The 18,938-nt window shown below is 49.1% G+C and carries 14 protein-coding genes, 1 tRNA gene, 1 pseudogene and 1 riboswitch; of the genes and pseudogenes, 5 read left to right on the top strand and 11 right to left on the bottom strand.

The genetic code is table 11. The features are described from left to right. Window positions 1-108 precede the first annotated feature (108 nt). The 6 genes from oppF to oppA (NAL19_RS10185) form a co-directional block, all read right to left on the bottom strand. Entirely contained in the window at window positions 109-1,143 is a 1,035-nt protein-coding gene (oppF, locus tag NAL19_RS10210) for a murein tripeptide/oligopeptide ABC transporter ATP binding protein OppF (RefSeq protein ID WP_263059595.1), read from the bottom strand. Further along, window positions 1,140-2,135: an ABC transporter ATP-binding protein gene (locus NAL19_RS10205; protein ID WP_263059594.1), complete on the bottom strand. Its 996-nt coding sequence runs from the start codon at window positions 2,133-2,135 to the stop codon at window positions 1,140-1,142. Before NAL19_RS10205 ends, oppF begins: the two co-directional genes overlap by 4 nt. An 11-nt stretch (window positions 2,136-2,146) precedes the next feature. Next, window positions 2,147-3,055 (bottom strand): oligopeptide ABC transporter permease OppC, encoded by a 909-nt coding sequence (gene oppC / locus NAL19_RS10200; RefSeq protein ID WP_180741054.1) that lies wholly within the window; start codon window positions 3,053-3,055, stop codon window positions 2,147-2,149. An 11-nt stretch (window positions 3,056-3,066) separates the two neighbouring features. Further along, entirely contained in the window at window positions 3,067-3,987 is a 921-nt protein-coding gene (gene oppB / locus NAL19_RS10195; protein ID WP_180741055.1) for an oligopeptide ABC transporter permease OppB, read from the bottom strand. Window positions 3,988-4,040: 53 nt separating this feature from the next. Next, window positions 4,041-5,678 carry an oligopeptide ABC transporter substrate-binding protein OppA gene (gene oppA, locus NAL19_RS10190; RefSeq protein ID WP_263059593.1) on the bottom strand — a complete coding sequence of 546 codons (1,638 nt, stop codon included), beginning with the start codon at window positions 5,676-5,678 and terminating at the stop codon, window positions 4,041-4,043. Window positions 5,679-5,874: 196 nt separating this feature from the next. Continuing rightward, complete coding sequence (gene oppA / locus NAL19_RS10185) at window positions 5,875-7,545, bottom strand: oligopeptide ABC transporter substrate-binding protein OppA (protein ID WP_263059592.1); 1,671 nt, start codon at window positions 7,543-7,545, stop codon at window positions 5,875-5,877. A gap of 1,009 nt (window positions 7,546-8,554) precedes the next feature. Here oppA (NAL19_RS10185) and adhE point away from each other — a divergent pair. Then, entirely contained in the window at window positions 8,555-11,230 is a 2,676-nt protein-coding gene (adhE, locus tag NAL19_RS10180) for a bifunctional acetaldehyde-CoA/alcohol dehydrogenase (RefSeq protein ID WP_263059591.1), read from the top strand. 141 nt (window positions 11,231-11,371) lie between these two features. Here the strand turns inward: adhE and NAL19_RS10175 are convergent, their stop codons facing one another. Next, the gene (locus tag NAL19_RS10175) at window positions 11,372-11,968 is read right to left on the bottom strand and encodes a thymidine kinase (protein WP_225088038.1); all 597 of its coding nucleotides are present in this window, start codon (window positions 11,966-11,968) and stop codon (window positions 11,372-11,374) included. 394 nt (window positions 11,969-12,362) lie between these two features. Here NAL19_RS10175 and hns point away from each other — a divergent pair, with 394 nt between their 5' ends. Next, a complete protein-coding gene (gene hns, locus NAL19_RS10170) occupies window positions 12,363-12,770 on the top strand; it encodes a histone-like nucleoid-structuring protein H-NS (RefSeq protein ID WP_225088037.1) in 408 nt (135 codons plus the stop codon). A 151-nt stretch (window positions 12,771-12,921) separates the two neighbouring features. Here hns and galU read toward each other — a convergent pair whose 3' ends face one another. The 3 genes and pseudogenes from galU to rssA all read right to left on the bottom strand — a co-directional run bounded on the left by galU (window position 12,922) and on the right by rssA (window position 16,117). After that, entirely contained in the window at window positions 12,922-13,833 is a 912-nt protein-coding gene (gene galU / locus NAL19_RS10165) for a UTP--glucose-1-phosphate uridylyltransferase GalU (protein WP_015840214.1), read from the bottom strand. 205 nt (window positions 13,834-14,038) lie between these two features. Next, a pseudogene (rssB, locus tag NAL19_RS10160) lies at window positions 14,039-15,047 on the bottom strand (two-component system response regulator RssB). A 164-nt stretch (window positions 15,048-15,211) separates the two neighbouring features. Continuing rightward, entirely contained in the window at window positions 15,212-16,117 is a 906-nt protein-coding gene (gene rssA, locus NAL19_RS10155; RefSeq protein ID WP_263059590.1) for a patatin-like phospholipase RssA, read from the bottom strand. Between the two features lie 132 nt (window positions 16,118-16,249). On the opposite strand from rssA, the gene NAL19_RS10150 reads away from it, so the two are divergent. From NAL19_RS10150 to NAL19_RS10140, 3 genes are all read left to right on the top strand, one after another. Beyond that, a complete protein-coding gene (locus NAL19_RS10150) occupies window positions 16,250-16,717 on the top strand; it encodes a YchJ family protein (RefSeq protein ID WP_225088035.1) in 468 nt (155 codons plus the stop codon). 82 nt (window positions 16,718-16,799) lie between these two features. Beyond that, window positions 16,800-17,648: a formyltetrahydrofolate deformylase gene (purU, locus tag NAL19_RS10145; protein WP_225088034.1), complete on the top strand. Its 849-nt coding sequence runs from the start codon at window positions 16,800-16,802 to the stop codon at window positions 17,646-17,648. Window positions 17,649-17,802: 154 nt separating this feature from the next. Further along, window positions 17,803-17,887, top strand: a tRNA-Tyr gene (locus NAL19_RS10140). Window positions 17,888-18,074: 187 nt separating this feature from the next. On the opposite strand, the gene NAL19_RS10135 is transcribed toward NAL19_RS10140, so the two are convergent. After that, window positions 18,075-18,701 carry a trimeric intracellular cation channel family protein gene (locus NAL19_RS10135; protein WP_225088033.1) on the bottom strand — a complete coding sequence of 209 codons (627 nt, stop codon included), beginning with the start codon at window positions 18,699-18,701 and terminating at the stop codon, window positions 18,075-18,077. A 21-nt stretch (window positions 18,702-18,722) separates the two neighbouring features. Next, window positions 18,723-18,818: riboswitch (glycine riboswitch) on the bottom strand. Window positions 18,819-18,938: the final 120 nt, after the last annotated feature.

The following is an 18,938-nucleotide window of genomic DNA, read 5'->3' as shown; positions in this document are numbered from 1 at the left end:
CAGCGTCTTTACGATCTATCCATTATCAACGCTCGACGTACATTGTCAGCAACGTAAGGCGTCTCCCAAGGGAGACGCCTTTTTTACATCGCTAGCCGATAAAACCGCTTACTGAGCGTCGACTTCTTCCACCGGTAATAGCGCCTGAGGATCGACTTTCAGACACGACACCGCGTGCGTAAAGCTTCCTTCCAGCAAGGGACGTGTCTTCGAGCACTCAGGGCCGACAACCGGACAGCGGGTGCAGAACACGCAGCCCGATGGCGGATTGATCGGTGAAGGCAAATCCCCTTCCAGCAGCTGTATCTGCTTGTTTCGTTCCTGATCGGGATCGGGAATCGGCACAGCAGACATCAGCGCACGGGTATAGGGATGTTGTGGATTTTGATAAACCTGATCGTACGTTCCCAGTTCTACCGCATGACCCAGATACATTACCAATACGCGATCGGAAATGTGCTTCACTACCGATAAGTCATGCGCGATAAAAATCAGCGACAGCCGCATTTCACGCTGTAGCTGACGCAGCAGGTTAACCACCTGCGCCTGAATCGACACGTCCAGCGCGGAAACCGGTTCATCACAGATAATCAGCTTTGGTTCCAGAATCAGCGCGCGCGCGATCCCAATACGCTGACACTGGCCGCCGGAGAATTCATGCGGGTAGCGGTTGATCAGGTTCGGTAGCAGCCCAACTTTCAGCATCATCGCTTTCACGCGATCTTTTACCGTCTGCCGATCCAGTTCAGGATGATAAACCTTTAACGGCTCGGCAATAATCTCACCGATGGTCATACGCGGATTCAGCGACGCCAGCGGATCCTGAAATATCATCTGAATATCGCTACGCGCGGCACGCCATTGCTCGTCGCTCATGCCCAGCAGGTCGTTCCCCAGCCAGGTGACACGCCCGTCGGTCGCTTTTACCAGTCCGATAATGGCGCGAGCCAGCGTGGACTTGCCGCAGCCGGATTCCCCCACCACACCCAGCGTTTCACCTTCATATAAACGCAGCGTCACACCATCGACCGCTTTCAGCTTTTTCGGCGGCTGCCAGAACCACTGCTTATCATCTCTGACCTCAAAGTGGACTTTCAGATCGTCCACTTCTAACAACACCTTTTTCTCGTCCGCGTTGTTCATACCACCTCCTCAATCGCTCTAAAGCAGGCGCGCAAGCGGCCATCACCAAAAGATTCCAGCGCAGGTGCGCTATGGCAGACATCCATTGAATACGGGCAGCGTGGTTGGAACGGACACCCTTTCGGCAGGCGTAACAAGTTAGGCGGATTACCCGGAATGGTCGCCAACACCTCATCTTCCGCATCCAGACGCGGCACGGCATTGAGCAGGCCGACAGAATACGGATGACTTGGATGATAAAAGACATCACGTGCCGCGCCGTATTCCATGGTGCGTCCGGCGTACATCACCAGCACCTTGTCACAAATACCGGCAACGACGCCCAGGTCATGGGTGATCATGATGATGGCGGTATTAAACTCACTCTTCAGCTCGTTCAGCAGCGTCATAATCTGCGCCTGAACCGTCACATCCAGCGCCGTTGTCGGTTCATCGGCAATCAGCAGTTTTGGACGGCACAGCAACGCCATCGCGATCATCACACGCTGACGCATCCCACCGGAAAACTCATGTGGATACATCTTCATGCGCTTACGCGCTTCCGGCATCTTAACCGCATCCAGCATTTTGACCGACTCTTCAAACGCCTGGCTTTTGCTCATGCTCTTGTGCAGCATCAGCACTTCCATCAGTTGTTCCCCGACGCGCATGTAAGGGTTCAGCGAGGTCATCGGGTCTTGAAAAATCATACTGATTTCTTCAGCACGCAGCTTATTCAACTGGCTTTCCGGCAGGTTAAGAATTTCTTTGCCACGAAAACGCGCCGAGCCGCCAATGCGCCCATTACGCGCCAATAATCCCATTAGCGCAAACGCCGTTTGTGATTTACCGGAGCCAGATTCACCGACAATCCCCAGTGTTTCACCCGCGTTGAGCGTGAAGTTCAGGTCATTAACCGCCGTCACGTCTCCGTCCTGCGTTTTGAACGTTACCCGGAGATCCTGAACATGTAGCAGCGCGTCGTGCGCGCCCGTTAACTCAATCTTGCTCATGTTGATGCTCCTCAGCGATCTTTCGGGTCGAGGGCATCACGCAGGCCATCGCCGATAAAGTTAAAACAAAACAGCGTAACGACCAGAAACGCCGCCGGATAGAACAGCAACCACGGCGACACTTCCATTGAGTTCGCGCCATCATTCAGCAAGGCACCCCAGCTGCTTAATGGTTCCTGCGTTCCCAGCCCCAGGAAGCTCAGGAAAGATTCGAACAGAATCATGCTTGGCACCAGCAGAGAGGCATAGACTACTACCACTCCCAGCACGTTCGGCACCACATGACGTAACACGATGCCGCGTGTGGATACACCGGACACCATCGCCGCTTCAATGAACTCTTTACGTTTCAGGCTCAGCGTCTGACCACGCACGATACGCGCCATATCGAGCCAGGACACCATGCCGATAGCCACGAAGATCAACAGCATGTTCTGCCCGAAGAACGTGACCAGCAGGATCACGAAGAACATGAACGGGAATGAGTTAAGGATCTCCAGCAGACGCATCATCACGGAATCCACCTTCCCGCCCAGATAGCCGGACATCGCGCCATACAGCGTCCCGACGATCACGGCAACCAGCGCCGCCGCCACACCAACCATCAGCGACACGCGACCGCCGATAGCCACGCGAACCAGCAGATCGCGACCTGAGGAATCCGTACCGAAATAGTGCCCAGAGGTCATATCCGGTGCGGCTGACATCATTCCCCAGTCCGTATCGGCGTAGTTAAATGCGGACAGCATGGGGGCAAAAATCACAAACACGGTAATGACAGCCAGCACAAACAGGCTGGCAAGCGCCGCACGGTTATGGATAAAGCGCAGGCGCGCATCCTGCCACAGGCTGCGTCCTTCAATTTCTGTCTGCTCGGTGAAGTTCTCTAACGCTTCAACGTTTTTTCGATTCCAAAACATAGCGCCCCCAATTAATAGCGAATTTTCGGATCGATAACAGCGTAGAGCACGTCAATGATCGCATTAAAGAGAATGGTTAAGCCGCCGACCAGAATGGTCAGGCTCAGTACCAGTGAATAGTCGCGGTTCAGTGCGCCGTTGACGAACAGTTGCCCAATACCGGGTAAGCCAAAAATGGTTTCAATAACCATTGAGCCGGTAATAATGCCGACAAACGCCGGCCCCATATAGGAGAGCACAGGCAGCAGCGCAGGCTTCAGCGCATGACGCAGGACGATGCGACGCATCGGTAACCCTTTGGCGCGCGCGGTGCGGATGAAGTTAGAGTGTAAAACCTCGATCATCGACCCTCGGGTGATACGTGCGATGCTGGCGATATAAGACAAAGACAGCGCCACCATTGGTAAAATCATGTACTTGGGCGCACCTCCATTCCAGCCTCCGCCGGGTAACCACCGCAGCGTAATGGCAAAAATCAGCACCAGTAGCGGCGCAACGACAAAGCTGGGAATCACCACCCCCGTCATGGCAAAGCCCATCACGGTATAATCCCATTTGGTATTCTGATTCAGCGCAGCAATTACGCCTGCACTCACCCCAAACACAATCGCCAGAACGAATGCAGCAGCCCCCAATTTTGCCGAAACGGGGAAAGACGTCGCCACCAAATCGTTCACGGAGTAGTCTTTGTATTTAAAAGAAGGACCGAAATCACCCTGCACCAGTTGCAGTAAGTAATTACCGTACTGCGTCATCATGGGGTCGTTCAGATGATATTTGGCCTCGATATTCGCCATCACTTCCGGCGGCAAATTACGCTCACCAGTAAAAGGGCTGCCGGGAGCCAATCGCATCATGAAAAACGAAATGGTGATCAGGATGAATAGTGTCGGAATCGCCTCCAGACAGCGGCGAAGAATAAATTTTAACATTGCTCGTACCTATAAAAGGCTGGCAGCACAATCGCATGCGCCAGCCATTATTATTAGTGCTTGATGATATACAGATCTTTCACGTAAACATTATCCTGGGGATCTTTACCGGTTAATCCACCAACATAAGGCTTCACCAATCGGGTATTTGCATAGTAGTAAACAGGTACGATAACTGCATCTTTATTCAGCAATGCTTCAGCCTGTTGATATACGGCAGCACGCTCCTCTTCGGTTTTCACCTGCAAGGATTTCGCCACCAGTGCATCAAATTCTTTGCTCTTATAGTGAGCCTTATTATTGCTACTCTCCGACAACATGCTGTTCAAGAAGGTAGACGGCTCGTTATAGTCTGCACACCACCCGCCACGCGCCAAGTCATGCGTTCCCTGTTGACGAGAGTTGAGGAACGTTTTCCACTCTTGGTTTTCCAGCTTAACGTCTACGCCAATGTTCTGCTTCCATATCGAAGACGCTGCAATCGCCATCTTTTTATGAAGGTCGGATGAGTTATAGAGCAAATTAAACGTCAACGGTTTCTGTGCTGTATAGCCAGCTTCCGCCAGCAGTTTCTTCGCTTCTTCATTACGTTTCTCTTGAGACCAGGTGAACCACTCTGGCGTCTGTGCATTGAAGCCATCAATATATGGCGGTACAAAACCATAGGCCGGAATATCACCCTGGTTCTTCACCTTATTGGTCAGAATATCCTGACTCAGACCCAGACGCAGCGCCGTACGCACACGGACATCGTTAAATGGTGGTTTCTGATTATTGATTTCGTAATAGTAGGTGCACAGGTATGGATTGACTTTGACTTCGTCAGGAATTTCTTTCTTCAGCTTTTGGAATAATTCAATCGGCAGCTGGTTATAGGTCATATCAATTTCACCGCTACGATAGCGGTTAACGTCAGTCACTTCCGACGAAATCGGCAGATAGGTCACTTTATTGATGACGGTATGGGCGTTATCCCAATATTGCGGATTACGCTCCAGCACAATTTTTTCATTCACTACCCAGTCTTTCAGCTTATAAGCGCCGTTGCCGATCCAGTTTTGCGGCTGCGTCCATTTATCGCCAAATTTCTCGATGGCGGCTTTATTAACAGGAGACATAGCGGCATAAACAGGCAGTTTATAGAAGTAAGGCACCGCTTCAGACAGCGTGACCTCAAAAGTATGATCGTCGATCGCTTTCACGCCCAGCGTATCGGGGGATTTTTTACCGGCGATGATGTCATCGATATTCAGCAGATGACCGTATTGCAGATAGCTGGCGTAAGGCGAGGCCGTTTTCGGGTCGGCCAGACGCTGCCAGCTATAGACGAAATCTTGTGCGGTAACCGGCGTGCCATCTGACCATTTAGCATCTTTACGCAAGTGGAATGTCCACACTTTAAAATCTTTGTTATCCCAGCTTTCCGCTACGCCGGGAACGGTTTTGCCGTTAACGTCGGAAATGACCAGCCCTTCCAGAAGATCGCGCGACACGTTTGATTCCGGTACACCTTCGATTTTATGGGGATCGAGGGAGGACACTTCCGCGCCGTTGTTACGAACCAATTCCTGTTTTTCTGCTAACTGAACGCCAGCGGGAACGGTCGCGGCAATAGCTGAAACAGCCATCGTGCTACTCAACGCCGCGATAATAGCGGCTGCTACTCTTTTTCTAGTTGTGATGTGTGTCATTATTTTCTCCTGTAATGTTGTCGTGTTAGTTATCCCAGCACGATTCCTGAATTAGCACCCTGTGAGAAAGCGATTAATCAGTTCCCGTCGCCCCCCATTCCCACATAGTAGGAATGGGTAACGAGAGATTAAACACCAAATTAATCGCAGCTCGCTCATTTCATTTGCATCAAACCGTAAATAACATCGCGACGGATTAATGCTTAATGATGTAGAGATCTTTCACCCGCAGATTATCCAACGGATCTTTGCCGGTAATACCACCGACATAAGGTTTTACCAGTCGGGTATTCGCGTAGTAATAGACCGGTACGATCGCCGCATCTTTATCCAACTGCGATTCCGCCTGCTGATAAATCTCTGCACGTTCCTCGTCCGTTTTTGCCTGAACAGCCTGCGCCATCAGTTTGTCGAACGTCGCGCTCTTATAATGTGCCGTGTTATTGCTGCTGTCTGACAGCATACTATTCAGGAACGATGTTGGTTCGTTATAGTCCGCACACCATCCGGCACGCGCAACGTCATAATTGCCTTGATGACGCGTGCTGAGATAGGTTTTCCATTCCTGATTTTCCAATTTCGCGTCGACGCCCAGATTCTGTTTCCAGATCGACGCCGCCGCAATCGCCAGCTTTTTATGCAGATCGGACGAGTTATAGAGCAAATTAAACGTCAGCGGTTTCTCTGCGGTATAGCCCGCTTCCGCCAGCAGTTTTTTCGCTTCTTCATTACGTTTCGCCTGTGGCCAGGTAAACCACTCTGGCGTACGCGCTTTCAAGCCATCCGTAAATGGAGGAACATAACCATAGGCCGGAATATCACCCTGGTTTTTCACTTTATTGGTCAATATGTCTTGATCAAGACCCATACGCAGCGCCGTTCGCACCCGGACATCGTTAAACGGCGGTTTCTGGTTGTTGATTTCGTAATAATACGTACAGAGGAAGGGATTAACTTTAACTTCTTGTGGGATTTCTTTTTTCAGCTTCTGAAATAGCTCGATAGGTAATTTATTATTGGTGACATCAATTTCACCCGCACGGTAGCGGTTAACATCCGTGACTTCAGAAGCAATCGGCAGATAGGTGACCTGATTAATCACGGTCTTGGCGTTATCCCAATACTGGGTATTACGTTCCAGCACCAGCCGCTCATTCACGACCCAAGATTTCAGACGGTAGGCGCCATTCCCCACCCAGTTTTCTGGTTGAGTCCATTTATCACCAAATTTCTCCACCACCGCTTTATTTACCGGTGACATGGACGAGTGATTCAGCAATTTATAAAAGTATGGGATCGGTTCGCTCAATGTGACTTCCAGCGTATGGTCGTCGAGTGCTTTTACGCCCAGCGTATCGGGAGATTTCTTGCTGGCGATGATGTCATCGATATTCAGCAGATGACCATATTGCAAATAGCTAGCATAAGGAGATACGGTTTTCGGATCGGCCAGACGCTGCCAGCTATAAACGAAATCCTGTGCGGTAACCGGCTCGCCATTCGACCATTTGGCATCTTTACGTAAATGGAATGTCCAGACTTTAAAATCGCTGCTTTCCCACCGCTCGGCCACGCCAGGAATCGGGTGTCCATCCGGGTCGGAAATCACCAACCCTTCATATAGATCGCGCGCGACGTTGGATTCCGGCACACCTTCTATTTTATGTGGATCCAGTGATGACACCTCAGCGCCATTGTTTCTCACCAGAACCTGCTCTTTTGCCAGCTCAACACCGGCAGGTACAGTAGCAGCCTGAACATTCACGCATGACGCCATCACTGCTGCAGCAATCATACTGGTAACAAAGCATCGTTTTGTGTTGCGAGTTTTCACTTTATAAACGCCCCTGTCTTGATACAACGCCATACCGGACTCTACGCGTAAAGATCGCCGTCACATAGAGCAGAAAAGATCGCCCATTATCCAAATAAATCATAAAATTAATTTATGGGTAAATAACGAATAGCAGGTCGACACTCGAAGCTATCAAAAGCAGACACATTCGCCAATATTTTTACATTGATGTTGCTTAATTTTCTTTACTACAGCTCGGTAAACGTTTTATTTCAGTCATTCAACTCAACCACTAACCTTATGATAAACAATGTTTTTTATTTTATATTGCAACTATTTTTTAAATATTCAGAAATTTATAGATTTTGAGCAAAAAAACATCATAGCGGGTTTCATCATTTTTACAGCACAAAAATGATGACACACGCTTACCTGTCCGCGTCATTATCTGACCGAAATGTTATTATTTTAACAACTTCGTTACTCACTTTGCGCGACAAGCGTGTGAAACCTCCCTGCGATAGAAGACGAGCAAAATAACTAACCCGATTAAGATATAAGTAATGTTTATGCGAAAATGTCTTATACGAACAACGAATTCCCGTTATACGCTCAAACCTTGCTGGCATTTCTCCCGCCAGGGCTTCACTTCAACGTCCGCTGTCGATCCTTTACCAACCCATTTTAGGTAGAAAAGCCGCTGATTTTATCTGGCTAATGATAGTTATTATCAACATCAGCATGCTGAATGGTGTCAGCATAAAGAAAGTCTGATATTGATCACAAAAAAGGCACCCACAAATAGGTATGCTCATCTCATACTGTAGCAGACACGTAAATCCTCTTAATTTTGATGTATTTTCAAAATAATATTTCAAAATTTTACGATGTCGGCGGTTACAGTATTTTAAAAAGCAGAAATCGCGCCACAACGGCGGCTGACGAGCTCTTTGAGTCAATGAATGCGAAATAGGCAGAAAAGAATAGCCAGGTAACGGAAACGCCCCTCACTCGTTTATCTATACTGTTCTATTCGGCGAACAATTGACTGAAAGAGTTTAACATTTATCAGGAGAGCATTATGGCCGTAACCAACGTTGCTGAACTTAACGCACTGGTCGAAAGAGTGAGAAAGGCACAGCAGGAATTCGCCACTTACACTCAGGAACAGGTAGACAAGATCTTCCGCGCTGCCGCACTCGCTGCATCGGATGCCCGTATCCCGCTGGCAAAAATGGCGGTTGCTGAATCCGGCATGGGGATCGTTGAAGATAAAGTCATCAAAAACCATTTCGCATCTGAATACATTTATAACGCCTATCAGGATGAAAAAACCTGCGGCATCCTCTCTACTGATGACACTTTTGGTACGATTACCATTGCAGAGCCGATTGGCCTGATTTGCGGTATTGTTCCCACCACCAACCCCACTTCTACCGCGATTTTTAAAGCGCTGATCAGCCTGAAGACCCGTAACGGGATTATCTTCTCCCCGCATCCGCGTGCAAAAAATGCGACCAACAAAGCCGCAGACATTGTTCTGCAAGCGGCAATTGCGGCAGGTGCGCCGAAAGACATTATCGGCTGGATCGATCAGCCTTCCGTTGAGCTGTCCAACCAGTTGATGCACCATCCGGATATCAACCTGATTCTGGCCACCGGTGGCCCAGGTATGGTGAAGGCCGCGTACAGTTCCGGTAAACCAGCAATCGGCGTCGGTGCCGGTAACACACCTGTTGTCGTTGATGAAACCGCAGACATCAAACGTGCCGTTGCCTCTATTCTGATGTCGAAAACCTTCGATAACGGCGTCATTTGTGCGTCAGAACAGTCAGTTATCGTCGTGGACAGCATCTATGACGCCGTGCGTGAGCGTTTCGCTACCCACGGCGGCTACATGCTGAAAGGCAAAGAGCTGCATGCCGTACAGGGTATTTTGCTGAAGAACGGTTCACTGAATGCCGACATCGTAGGCCAACCCGCACCGAAGATCGCAGAAATGGCAGGCATCACCGTCCCTGCTAACACCAAAGTGCTGATCGGTGAGGTCACTGCGGTCGATGAGTCCGAGCCGTTTGCTCATGAAAAACTGTCGCCGACGCTGGCGATGTACCGTGCGAAAGACTTCAACGACGCCGTCATTAAAGCGGAAAAACTGGTCGCAATGGGTGGCATCGGTCACACATCCTGCCTGTATACCGATCAGGACAATCAGCCAGAACGCGTGAATCATTTCGGTAATATGATGAAAACCGCACGTATCCTGATTAACACCCCTGCGTCTCAAGGCGGTATCGGCGATCTCTACAACTTCAAACTCGCTCCGTCTCTGACTCTGGGCTGTGGCTCCTGGGGCGGAAACTCCATCTCCGAAAACGTCGGTCCGAAGCACTTGATCAACAAGAAAACGGTAGCCAAGCGAGCAGAGAATATGTTGTGGCATAAACTTCCCAAATCCATTTATTTCCGTCGCGGTTCACTGCCCATCGCCCTTGAAGAAGTCGCCTCCGATGGTGCTAAACGTGCATTTATCGTGACCGACCGCTTCCTGTTCAACAATGGCTATGTCGATCAGGTGACGTCCGTATTGAAACAGCACGGGCTGGAAACCGAAGTCTTCTTTGAAGTTGAAGCTGACCCTACGCTGAGCATCGTGCGTAAAGGCGCTGAGCAAATGCACTCCTTCAAACCGGATGTGATTATTGCGCTGGGTGGCGGTTCGCCAATGGATGCGGCGAAAATCATGTGGGTGATGTATGAACACCCCACAACACACTTCGAAGAGCTGGCGCTGCGTTTCATGGACATCCGCAAACGTATCTACAAGTTCCCGAAAATGGGCGTCAAAGCCAAAATGGTGGCGATTACCACGACCTCAGGGACCGGTTCTGAAGTGACACCATTTGCCGTCGTCACCGACGATGCTACCGGGCAAAAATACCCATTAGCGGACTATGCGCTGACGCCAGATATGGCAATTGTTGATGCCAATCTGGTGATGAATATGCCGAAATCACTCTGTGCGTTTGGTGGGCTCGATGCGGTAACACACTCACTGGAAGCCTATGTTTCCGTGCTGGCAAACGAATATTCAGACGGACAGGCCTTGCAAGCGCTGAAACTGCTGAAAGAGAACCTGCCAGATAGCTACCGCGATGGCGCGAAAAACCCAGTGGCCCGTGAGCGCGTACATAACGCCGCGACGATTGCCGGTATTGCGTTTGCCAACGCCTTCCTCGGCGTCTGTCACTCCATGGCGCATAAACTGGGCTCGGAGTTCCATATCCCGCACGGCCTGGCTAACGCCCTGCTGATCTCAAACGTCATTCGCTATAACGCGAACGACAACCCGACCAAGCAGACGACGTTCAGCCAGTATGACCGTCCACAGGCACGCCGTCGCTACGCGGAAATAGCCGACCATCTGCGTTTAACCGCGCCAAGCGATCGCACCGCGCAGAAAATCGAGAAATTGTTGAACTGGCTGGAAGACATGAAGACCGAGCTGGGGATCCCAACCTCGATTCGTGAAGCAGGCGTACAGGAAGCCGACTTCCTGGCGAAGGTAGATAAACTGTCAGAAGATGCATTCGACGATCAGTGTACTGGGGCTAACCCACGCTACCCACTGATTTCCGAACTGAAACAGATTCTGCTGGATACTTACTATGGTCGTAAGTTCTCAGAAGAGGCAAAAACAGAAGCGGTTGAACCTGTGGCAAAAGCCGCTAAAACCGGTAAGAAAGCCGCACATTAACGTGCTGTCTGTACCGCCTTTAGGCTAAGGCGGTGTGTCTCTCTGCTCTGCCCAACCCGTTTAGGGTTGGGCATTTTTATTCCTCACGCACGCATTAACACGCTATTTATTAATTGCTCGTCAGCCGGATATTTAACCGCCTTACTCGCTTTCCTTACGGGTTAATCCCAGCGCAATCTTATAATGTTTACGACACACGGAAACATAGCTCTCGTTGCCGCCAATAACGACCTGTTCCCCTTCGTGGACAGCATTACCTTGCGCATCTAATCGCAATACGCAGTTGGCTTTACGGCCGCAATGGCAGACTGTTTTTAACTCAATCAGCTTATCTGCCCACGCTAATAAATGGTGACTCCCGGAAAACAAATCGCCACGAAAATCAGTACGCAACCCGTAGCACAATACCGGGATATCTAATTGGTCCACGACATCGGAAAGCTCACTCACCTGCTCGCGGGTTAAAAATTGACATTCGTCAATTAATACACAATCTACAGGTTGAGCACGATGCTCTTTCTCCAGCAATCCAAATAAGGATGTCTGCGGATTAAACAATAATGCCGGAGAAGAAAGGCCGATCCGTGAACTTACAATCCCCACACCATGCCGATTATCTATTTCTGCAGTGAACACCAGCGTACGCATCCCGCGCTCCTGGTAGTTATATGACGACTGCAATAGCGCCGTCGATTTCCCTGCATTCATTGCAGAATAATAAAAATAAAGTTGAGCCACTCGGTTACTCCAAAAGGCAGGGTATATGATCTTCGTGTCGTAAAAACTTATTGTAACAACTCGCCTTCACGCTACGCAATGGGCTATTCCCCGACCACATTTTGTCCATATGCCCACCAGCGGCGGCCTGTTACGATAAAAGATATAAACATTCCTTATAACAACGGTGCAGCATCAATAAGCCATTCTCTGTCGTTTGAGGGAGAAAAGCGGCATACCAAATGTATTTTTTTGATAACAGGAAAGTATTTATATTTATGTAACATACGATGTGAGTTCTGTTTTAAAAATGATGTTTTTTAACAAACTTACAAATTTGACTATTGCAGAAAGGAAAATAGCACTCTATTATCACTCTACACGCCACCAATAATATTAATTTGAGATTATCACAATGAGCGAAGCACTAAAGATTCTTAACAACATCCGTACTCTGCGTGCCCAGGCAAGAGAATGTACCCTGGATACTTTGGAAGAAATGCTGGAAAAACTGGAAGTCGTGGTTAATGAACGCCGCGAAGAAGATAGCCAGGTTCAAGCTGAAGTTGAAGAACGTGCACGTAAATTGCAGCAATATCGCGATATGCTGATTGCCGACGGTATTGACCCTAACGAATTATTACAATCTTCAGGTTCAGTGAAAGTTGCAGGTAAAAGCAAACGCGCTGCCCGTCCGGCAAAATATCAATACACTGACGAAAACGGCGAAGTTAAAACCTGGACTGGCCAGGGTCGTACACCGGCAGTAATCAAGAAAGCAATCGAAGAGCAAGGTAAATCTTTAGACGATTTCCTGCTGTAATTGTTTATAAGTACTGAATACTAAAAACCCCCGATAGCTATCGGGGGTTTTTCTTTGGCACCGCGTTTTGCAAATGCAAAGAGAAAACAGATATGCGGCGTTTTTAGCTGCTCTCTGCTTTTGTAAAACAGAGAGCAATCATTACATTCTGTTATTTTTCTTCTGCTTCAATCGTTTCCTGCAACCATTGCGCAAATTCCTGACCTAAACCGTCATGGCGCAAACCATATTCAACGAATGCCTGCATATAGCCTAATTTATTACCACAGTCATGGCTTACACCTTTCAGGTGATACGCTTCTACCGTTTCTTTTTCCATCAGCATTGCGATGGCATCAGTTAACTGGATTTCATTGCCTGCACCCGGTGGCGTTTTCTCCAACAGAGACCAAATATCCGCAGAGAGTACATAACGGCCAACAACGGCTAAATTAGACGGCGCTTCGGAAGCTTTCGGTTTTTCAACCACACCGACCATCGGTGCGCTATCCCCTGCTTTTAATTCCACGCCTTTACAATCGACCACACCATAGCTACTTACATTTTCAACTGGCTCGACCATAATCTGGCTGTGGCCTGTAGTAGAAAAACGTTGCAACATTTCGCTCAGGTTATCTTTCTTCAGATCGGACGCATATTCATCAATAATCACATCTGGCAGAATAACCGCGACAGGCTCATCACCCACTAACGGGTGCGCGCACAATACTGCATGGCCCAGCCCTTTAGCTAATCCCTGACGCACTTGCATAATGGTGACGTGTTTAGGACAGATAGATTGGACTTCTTCCAGTAACTGACGTTTAACACGTTTTTCCAGAATGGCTTCCAGCTCAAAACTGGTATCGAAATGGTTCTCGATAGAATTCTTAGAAGAGTGTGTAACAAGAATAATTTCATTAATCCCTGCAGCGATACACTCATTAACAACATATTGGATCAGCGGTTTATCTACCAACGGCAGCATTTCTTTAGGAATGGCTTTGGTGGCAGGCAGCATACGCGTCCCTAATCCAGCAACTGGTATGACCGCTTTTTTTACTTTTTTATTCACAATAGACATAAACAGCCTCTTATATACCGTTCAAATAATGAACTTTATTTATCTACTCAAGATAACCGAAAGAGTATAACGACTTTAACAAGAGCACGCTTGTCCCAACATTACTGTGCAATGAAAATAAGATAACTCCCTACATGGTAGGAAATAAAAAATAATACCGAAAGAGGGGTATGGCCTGAAATCCGCACCGTCTTGCGCTATCAGACTATTCTGTCGTCAACATGAGCCGTAAACGCCCCCCATATCTGACATTGCCATGCCTCGCACTGATAATTCAACTGGTTGAGATAAGCACCTTCAAGCGTGCCTAAAGGCACACCGCTATTCAGTGCGATTTGCTGTTCGTTAACATTCAGCGTCGCGTTTAACCCGGCAGAAATCAGTATCAGCTGTTTTAGCTGTCGATGGTAATACCCCACCAACAAAGGAAAACGACCGTCCAGACTCGCTTGGCGTAGCAACTGATTTACCTGCTTTAATAGCGTCGGTAGATACGGCAAACGGTGCTGCTGATCGGCCAAATGCTCCTGAAGCAGCCCATTGAACAACGTTCGAAGCAGTAGCGCGGCCAGCGTCCCATTGTTATTGACGCCCTGAGTGACATCAAGGCAGTAAAACGCCAGTTCCGCCTCCGACAGCGCGGCAATATCCAACACCAGCCCCGGCTGTTCCGCCGTGGTTAACTGGCGGTAATTAACACGGCAATGAGCCAGCGTTTGCTGAACGGGGGGCTGTAGCTGGGCAAGCAGCTTGGTTACCGCTTCAGGAGATTGATTGAGGGAATCCATGTCCTGCATCAGTTGATCCATTTCATTCAACTGTGAAGTGAACATATCGGGATACAGGCAGGACATAACGGCTTCACGCAAGCGCGCATAATCACGAATCGGCTTCAGCAATACATCCTGAACGCCAAGACGCAAGACTTTGGCAATATCCGCCATCTGGCTGGTTGCAGAAATGATGAGTATTGGCGTATCGTTGCCCTTCAAACGTAGGCGTTCAAGGAACTCAATGCCCCCCATCGTCGGCATCTTCAGATCGCAAATCATTAAATCGGGTTGGTAGTGTTCAAGAATACGTAGTGCATCTAATCCATTAATCGCCTCCTGAACGGAAGCCCCAAGAGAAGTCAGATAACCAGCGAGCACAGATCGAAAAACGGCCTCGTCATCAATGACTAAAATATGCTTACCCGCCAGTGGTTGTTCCATCAGTACCCCTTACTTCAAACACCGAATAATCACACCTGCTTTAGCGCCGACATGCCGGATAGACGACATACTTACGCATTTCTAACGACATGTGTTTAGGCTACATGCGTTCTTAACTGCACACGCTCTCAACAACATGCGCCCTTCACACCCACTGTTCTTAATTACGATTCTGTCGCTAGTGGCAACAACTCATCACGCATCTTTTCTACCGCCTTATAACCGGCCTCAATCGCTTCCTGCGCCCGATGAAAATCTAACGTCGCGATCTGAGGGCAATACGGTTGCAGCAGCACATCAGGCGGATCGCCTGCCATCCGCGTCATCTTCAACCGATTTTCCAGAATCTGGATCGATGTGCTCATGATCTCCATCGCCGTTGGTGAACTCTCTGTTGGCTGACGCCGACTTCGCAGTAAACGCTCACGAATTCTGCTACGCCAATCTTGCGAGACATTTTCGGCATCAATGTCTGACGCCGTTGGTTTGATCGATAGCAAATCCTGATGATTCAGACTGGCGTCATGCTGAAGATCAACCGCAATCACAATATCAGCCCCCATTGCCCGTGCCAGAGAAACGGGGACAGGATTAACCACCGCGCCATCCACCAGCCAGTAATCGTTAAATCGAACGGGGGATAGCAGACCAGGCATGCTGCAAGACGCGCGCATAGCCTGATGTAAATCGCCTTCTGTCAGCCAGAGCTCACGCCCTGTACTCAAGTTTGTCGTCACCACGCCATATTTGATGTCACAGTCTTCAATCTGTGTTGTCGGGAGCAAATGCTTCACGCTATTGAAGACACGATCGCCACGCAATAAGCTACCGCGCTGCCAGGAGAGATCCATCAGTCGAATCACGTCCCAGTAACCAAACGCCCTCACCCAGCGATCTATTGAAACTAAATTGTTGGTGGCATACGCCGCGCCTACCAGCGCACCAATAGAACAACCGGCTACAACGTCAACTGCTATCCCCATTTCTGTTAACGCATTAATCACACCAATATGCGCCCATCCCTTCGCTGCCCCGGATCCCAAGGCTACTCCAATCTTTTTCCGTTGCATGATCGAACCACCCGTCTTCATTTTAGCGCACATTGCTACACGTAGAGCTTCTTAGGTAACATATCGGCATCCTGCATAGGGATCTGTTTATTATCTATCAGTTTTTATCTTAAACTTTCTTCAGGAGACGTCGTGTCAGAATCTTGCCCCTGTTGCAGTGGATTGCAGTATAACGCATGCTGTCAACCCTATCTCACGCATGCCGCAACAGCGGCTGAACCCGCCATCTTAATGCGATCGCGCTATACCGCCTACGTCAAACAGGATGTGGATTACCTTATCGCCACCTGGCACCCCGATCTCCAACCCGAGAAATGGCGCGCGTCTCTCACTGAAAGCTGCCAAAATTCGCAGTGGCTTGGCCTTACTATACTGGCAACGTCACCCGGAAAAACGCCCGATGAAGGCTATGTGGAATTCGCCGCACGTTATATCTCGGAAACAGACAGCCAGCGAACAGAAGTAATGCGAGAGCGCTCACGCTTCCTTCGCCTGCATAATCACTGGTACTATATAGACGGCGTTCATGTGCAGACAGGCAGAAATGAACCTTGCCCGTGCGATTCCGGCAAAAAATACAAAAAGTGCTGCGGACAATAGAACACAGGCAGTCCCCGCGCGGCGTTATCGCTACGGTACCATAAGATCGTTATTTTAGTTTTTGGACAGGATCCACGCGCTCATGCAATCCCAAAATATACAAAGAAAAGTATTACGAACCATTTGCCCCGATGCAAAAGGGCTCATCGCGAAAATTACGAATATTTGTTACAAGCACGAACTGAATATTGTGCAAAACAATGAGTTTGTCGATCACCGCACTGGCCGCTTTTTCATGCGGACCGAGTTAGAAGGGATTTTCAACGACACCACATTGTTAGCCGACCTTGATAGTGCACTTCCCGAAGGATCGTCTCGCGAATTAACCGCAGCAGGCCGTCGTCGTATCGTCGTTCTGGTGACAAAAGAAGCCCACTGTCTGGGCGATCTGTTGATGAAAAGTACCTATGGCGGTCTGGATGTCGAAATTGCCGCTGTCATCGGCAACCACGATACCTTACAGACGCTGGTAGAACGGTTTGATATTCCTTTCCATCTGGTCAGCCATGAAGGATTGACTCGCGAAGAGCACGATCAAAAGATGATCGCGCAGATCGATCAGTACAAACCCGATTACGTCGTGCTGGCGAAATATATGCGAGTGCTGACGCCGGCGTTTGTTCAACACTACCCAAATCAGGTGATCAACATTCACCACTCGTTCTTACCTGCTTTTATCGGTGCTCGCCCGTATCATCAGGCTTACGAACGCGGTGTAAAAATCATTGGCGCGACGGCACACTACGTCAACGATAACCTGGATGAGGGTCCCATCATCATGCAGGACGTTATTCACGTCGACCATACTTACTCGGCAGATGACATGATGCGAGCAGGCCGTGACGTTGAGAAAAATGTCCTGAGCCGTGCATTATACCGCGTGCTGGCACAACGTGTTTTTGTCTACGGTAACCGCACCATTATTCTGTAATTGGTTGATCGGACATCTTTTTGTGTAAGGATGCGCCGAACGGAATAAAAAAACGGCAACCGCATTTATTTTTGATATATACCGCTTTACAGAGGCGCGTCATTTGCTATGATGCGCCCCACTTGAAGCGAAAGCCTCGAGTAGCAAGGCCAGTGGTGGGGTTCCCGAGCGGCCAAAGGGAGCAGACTGTAAATCTGCCGTCACAGACTTCGAAGGTTCGAATCCTTCCCCCACCACCATTTCAAAGTAGTTCTTCTAAACAACATCCCAACGCTAAAACATCAGATTCCTATTAGGGGAAGGTGAGAACCTTCGACCAAGGTTCGACAAAACCGGCACGGTTTTGAGCAACGCGCAGCGTTATTTTCCCCACCGTCACTCACACCGATAATCAGCGCGACATAGACGATGGGGCAAAAATCTGCCTTACGCTTTTCCTTTCCAGCGCCCTGGAACATAAGAGAAAACGGGAAGTTGCCATGACCAGCGAATTGCCGCCAGACGCACGGCCAAACCAATAGTGAATGACGCCAGCAGGTTAATATCGTGGTTGACGTTAAGTGACTTGAGCCCCAAATATAAAAGCGCGACTAAAAGCGAGACGCTGGCGTACAACTCTTTCTTCAACACCATTGGTGTACGGTTGCAGAAAATATCACGCAATATTCCACCGAAAATGCCGGTCACGATACCCGCCATGACCACCACCGTCATCGAATAATTCAGCTTCAGCGCTACATTACAGCCAATGATGGTGAAGGCAATGAGCCCCATCGCATCCAGTACCAGAAAGAGGCGGTGCAAATGGTGCATAAAGCGCGCAACGATAATCGTAAAAAGACCCGCACCAATAGTGAGGTAGATGTAGCCGGGATGCTGCGTCCAGCCGATGGGATAATTACCGAGAAGAATATCGCGAACGGTGCCACCACCAAGCGCGGTGATAAAAGCAATCATGCCTACGCCAAAAATGTCCATATTGCGACGCCCGGCGGCTAACGCCCCGGACATCCCCTCTGCCGTAATCGCGATCAGATAGATGTAAGTCAGCACACAAGTTATCCTGTGAAATGTGCCACTCCCGCTGTCCGCTTTACCTGAGAGTTTACGCAGCCGTGCTGCTTGCCCCTTCGGTGGGTTGCATCGCAACCTCTCTCCAGTTGGCTTCAATGGAATTCGCAGTTAGGGTAGCCTGAGCGATTATGGGAGTTTGCGCCTTCGGCGGAGCGTTATATATACCCTAGGGTATACGCCCTCTCTCCTGCGAGGTGCGGAGTATAACGGTCGACA

Source organism: Pectobacterium sp. F1-1, assembly GCF_025643735.1.
Classification (GTDB): Bacteria; Pseudomonadota; Gammaproteobacteria; order Enterobacterales; family Enterobacteriaceae; genus Pectobacterium; species Pectobacterium colocasium.
Note: the sequence above shows the minus strand (reverse complement) of the source record. Positions and strands in the feature narration are given on the sequence as shown.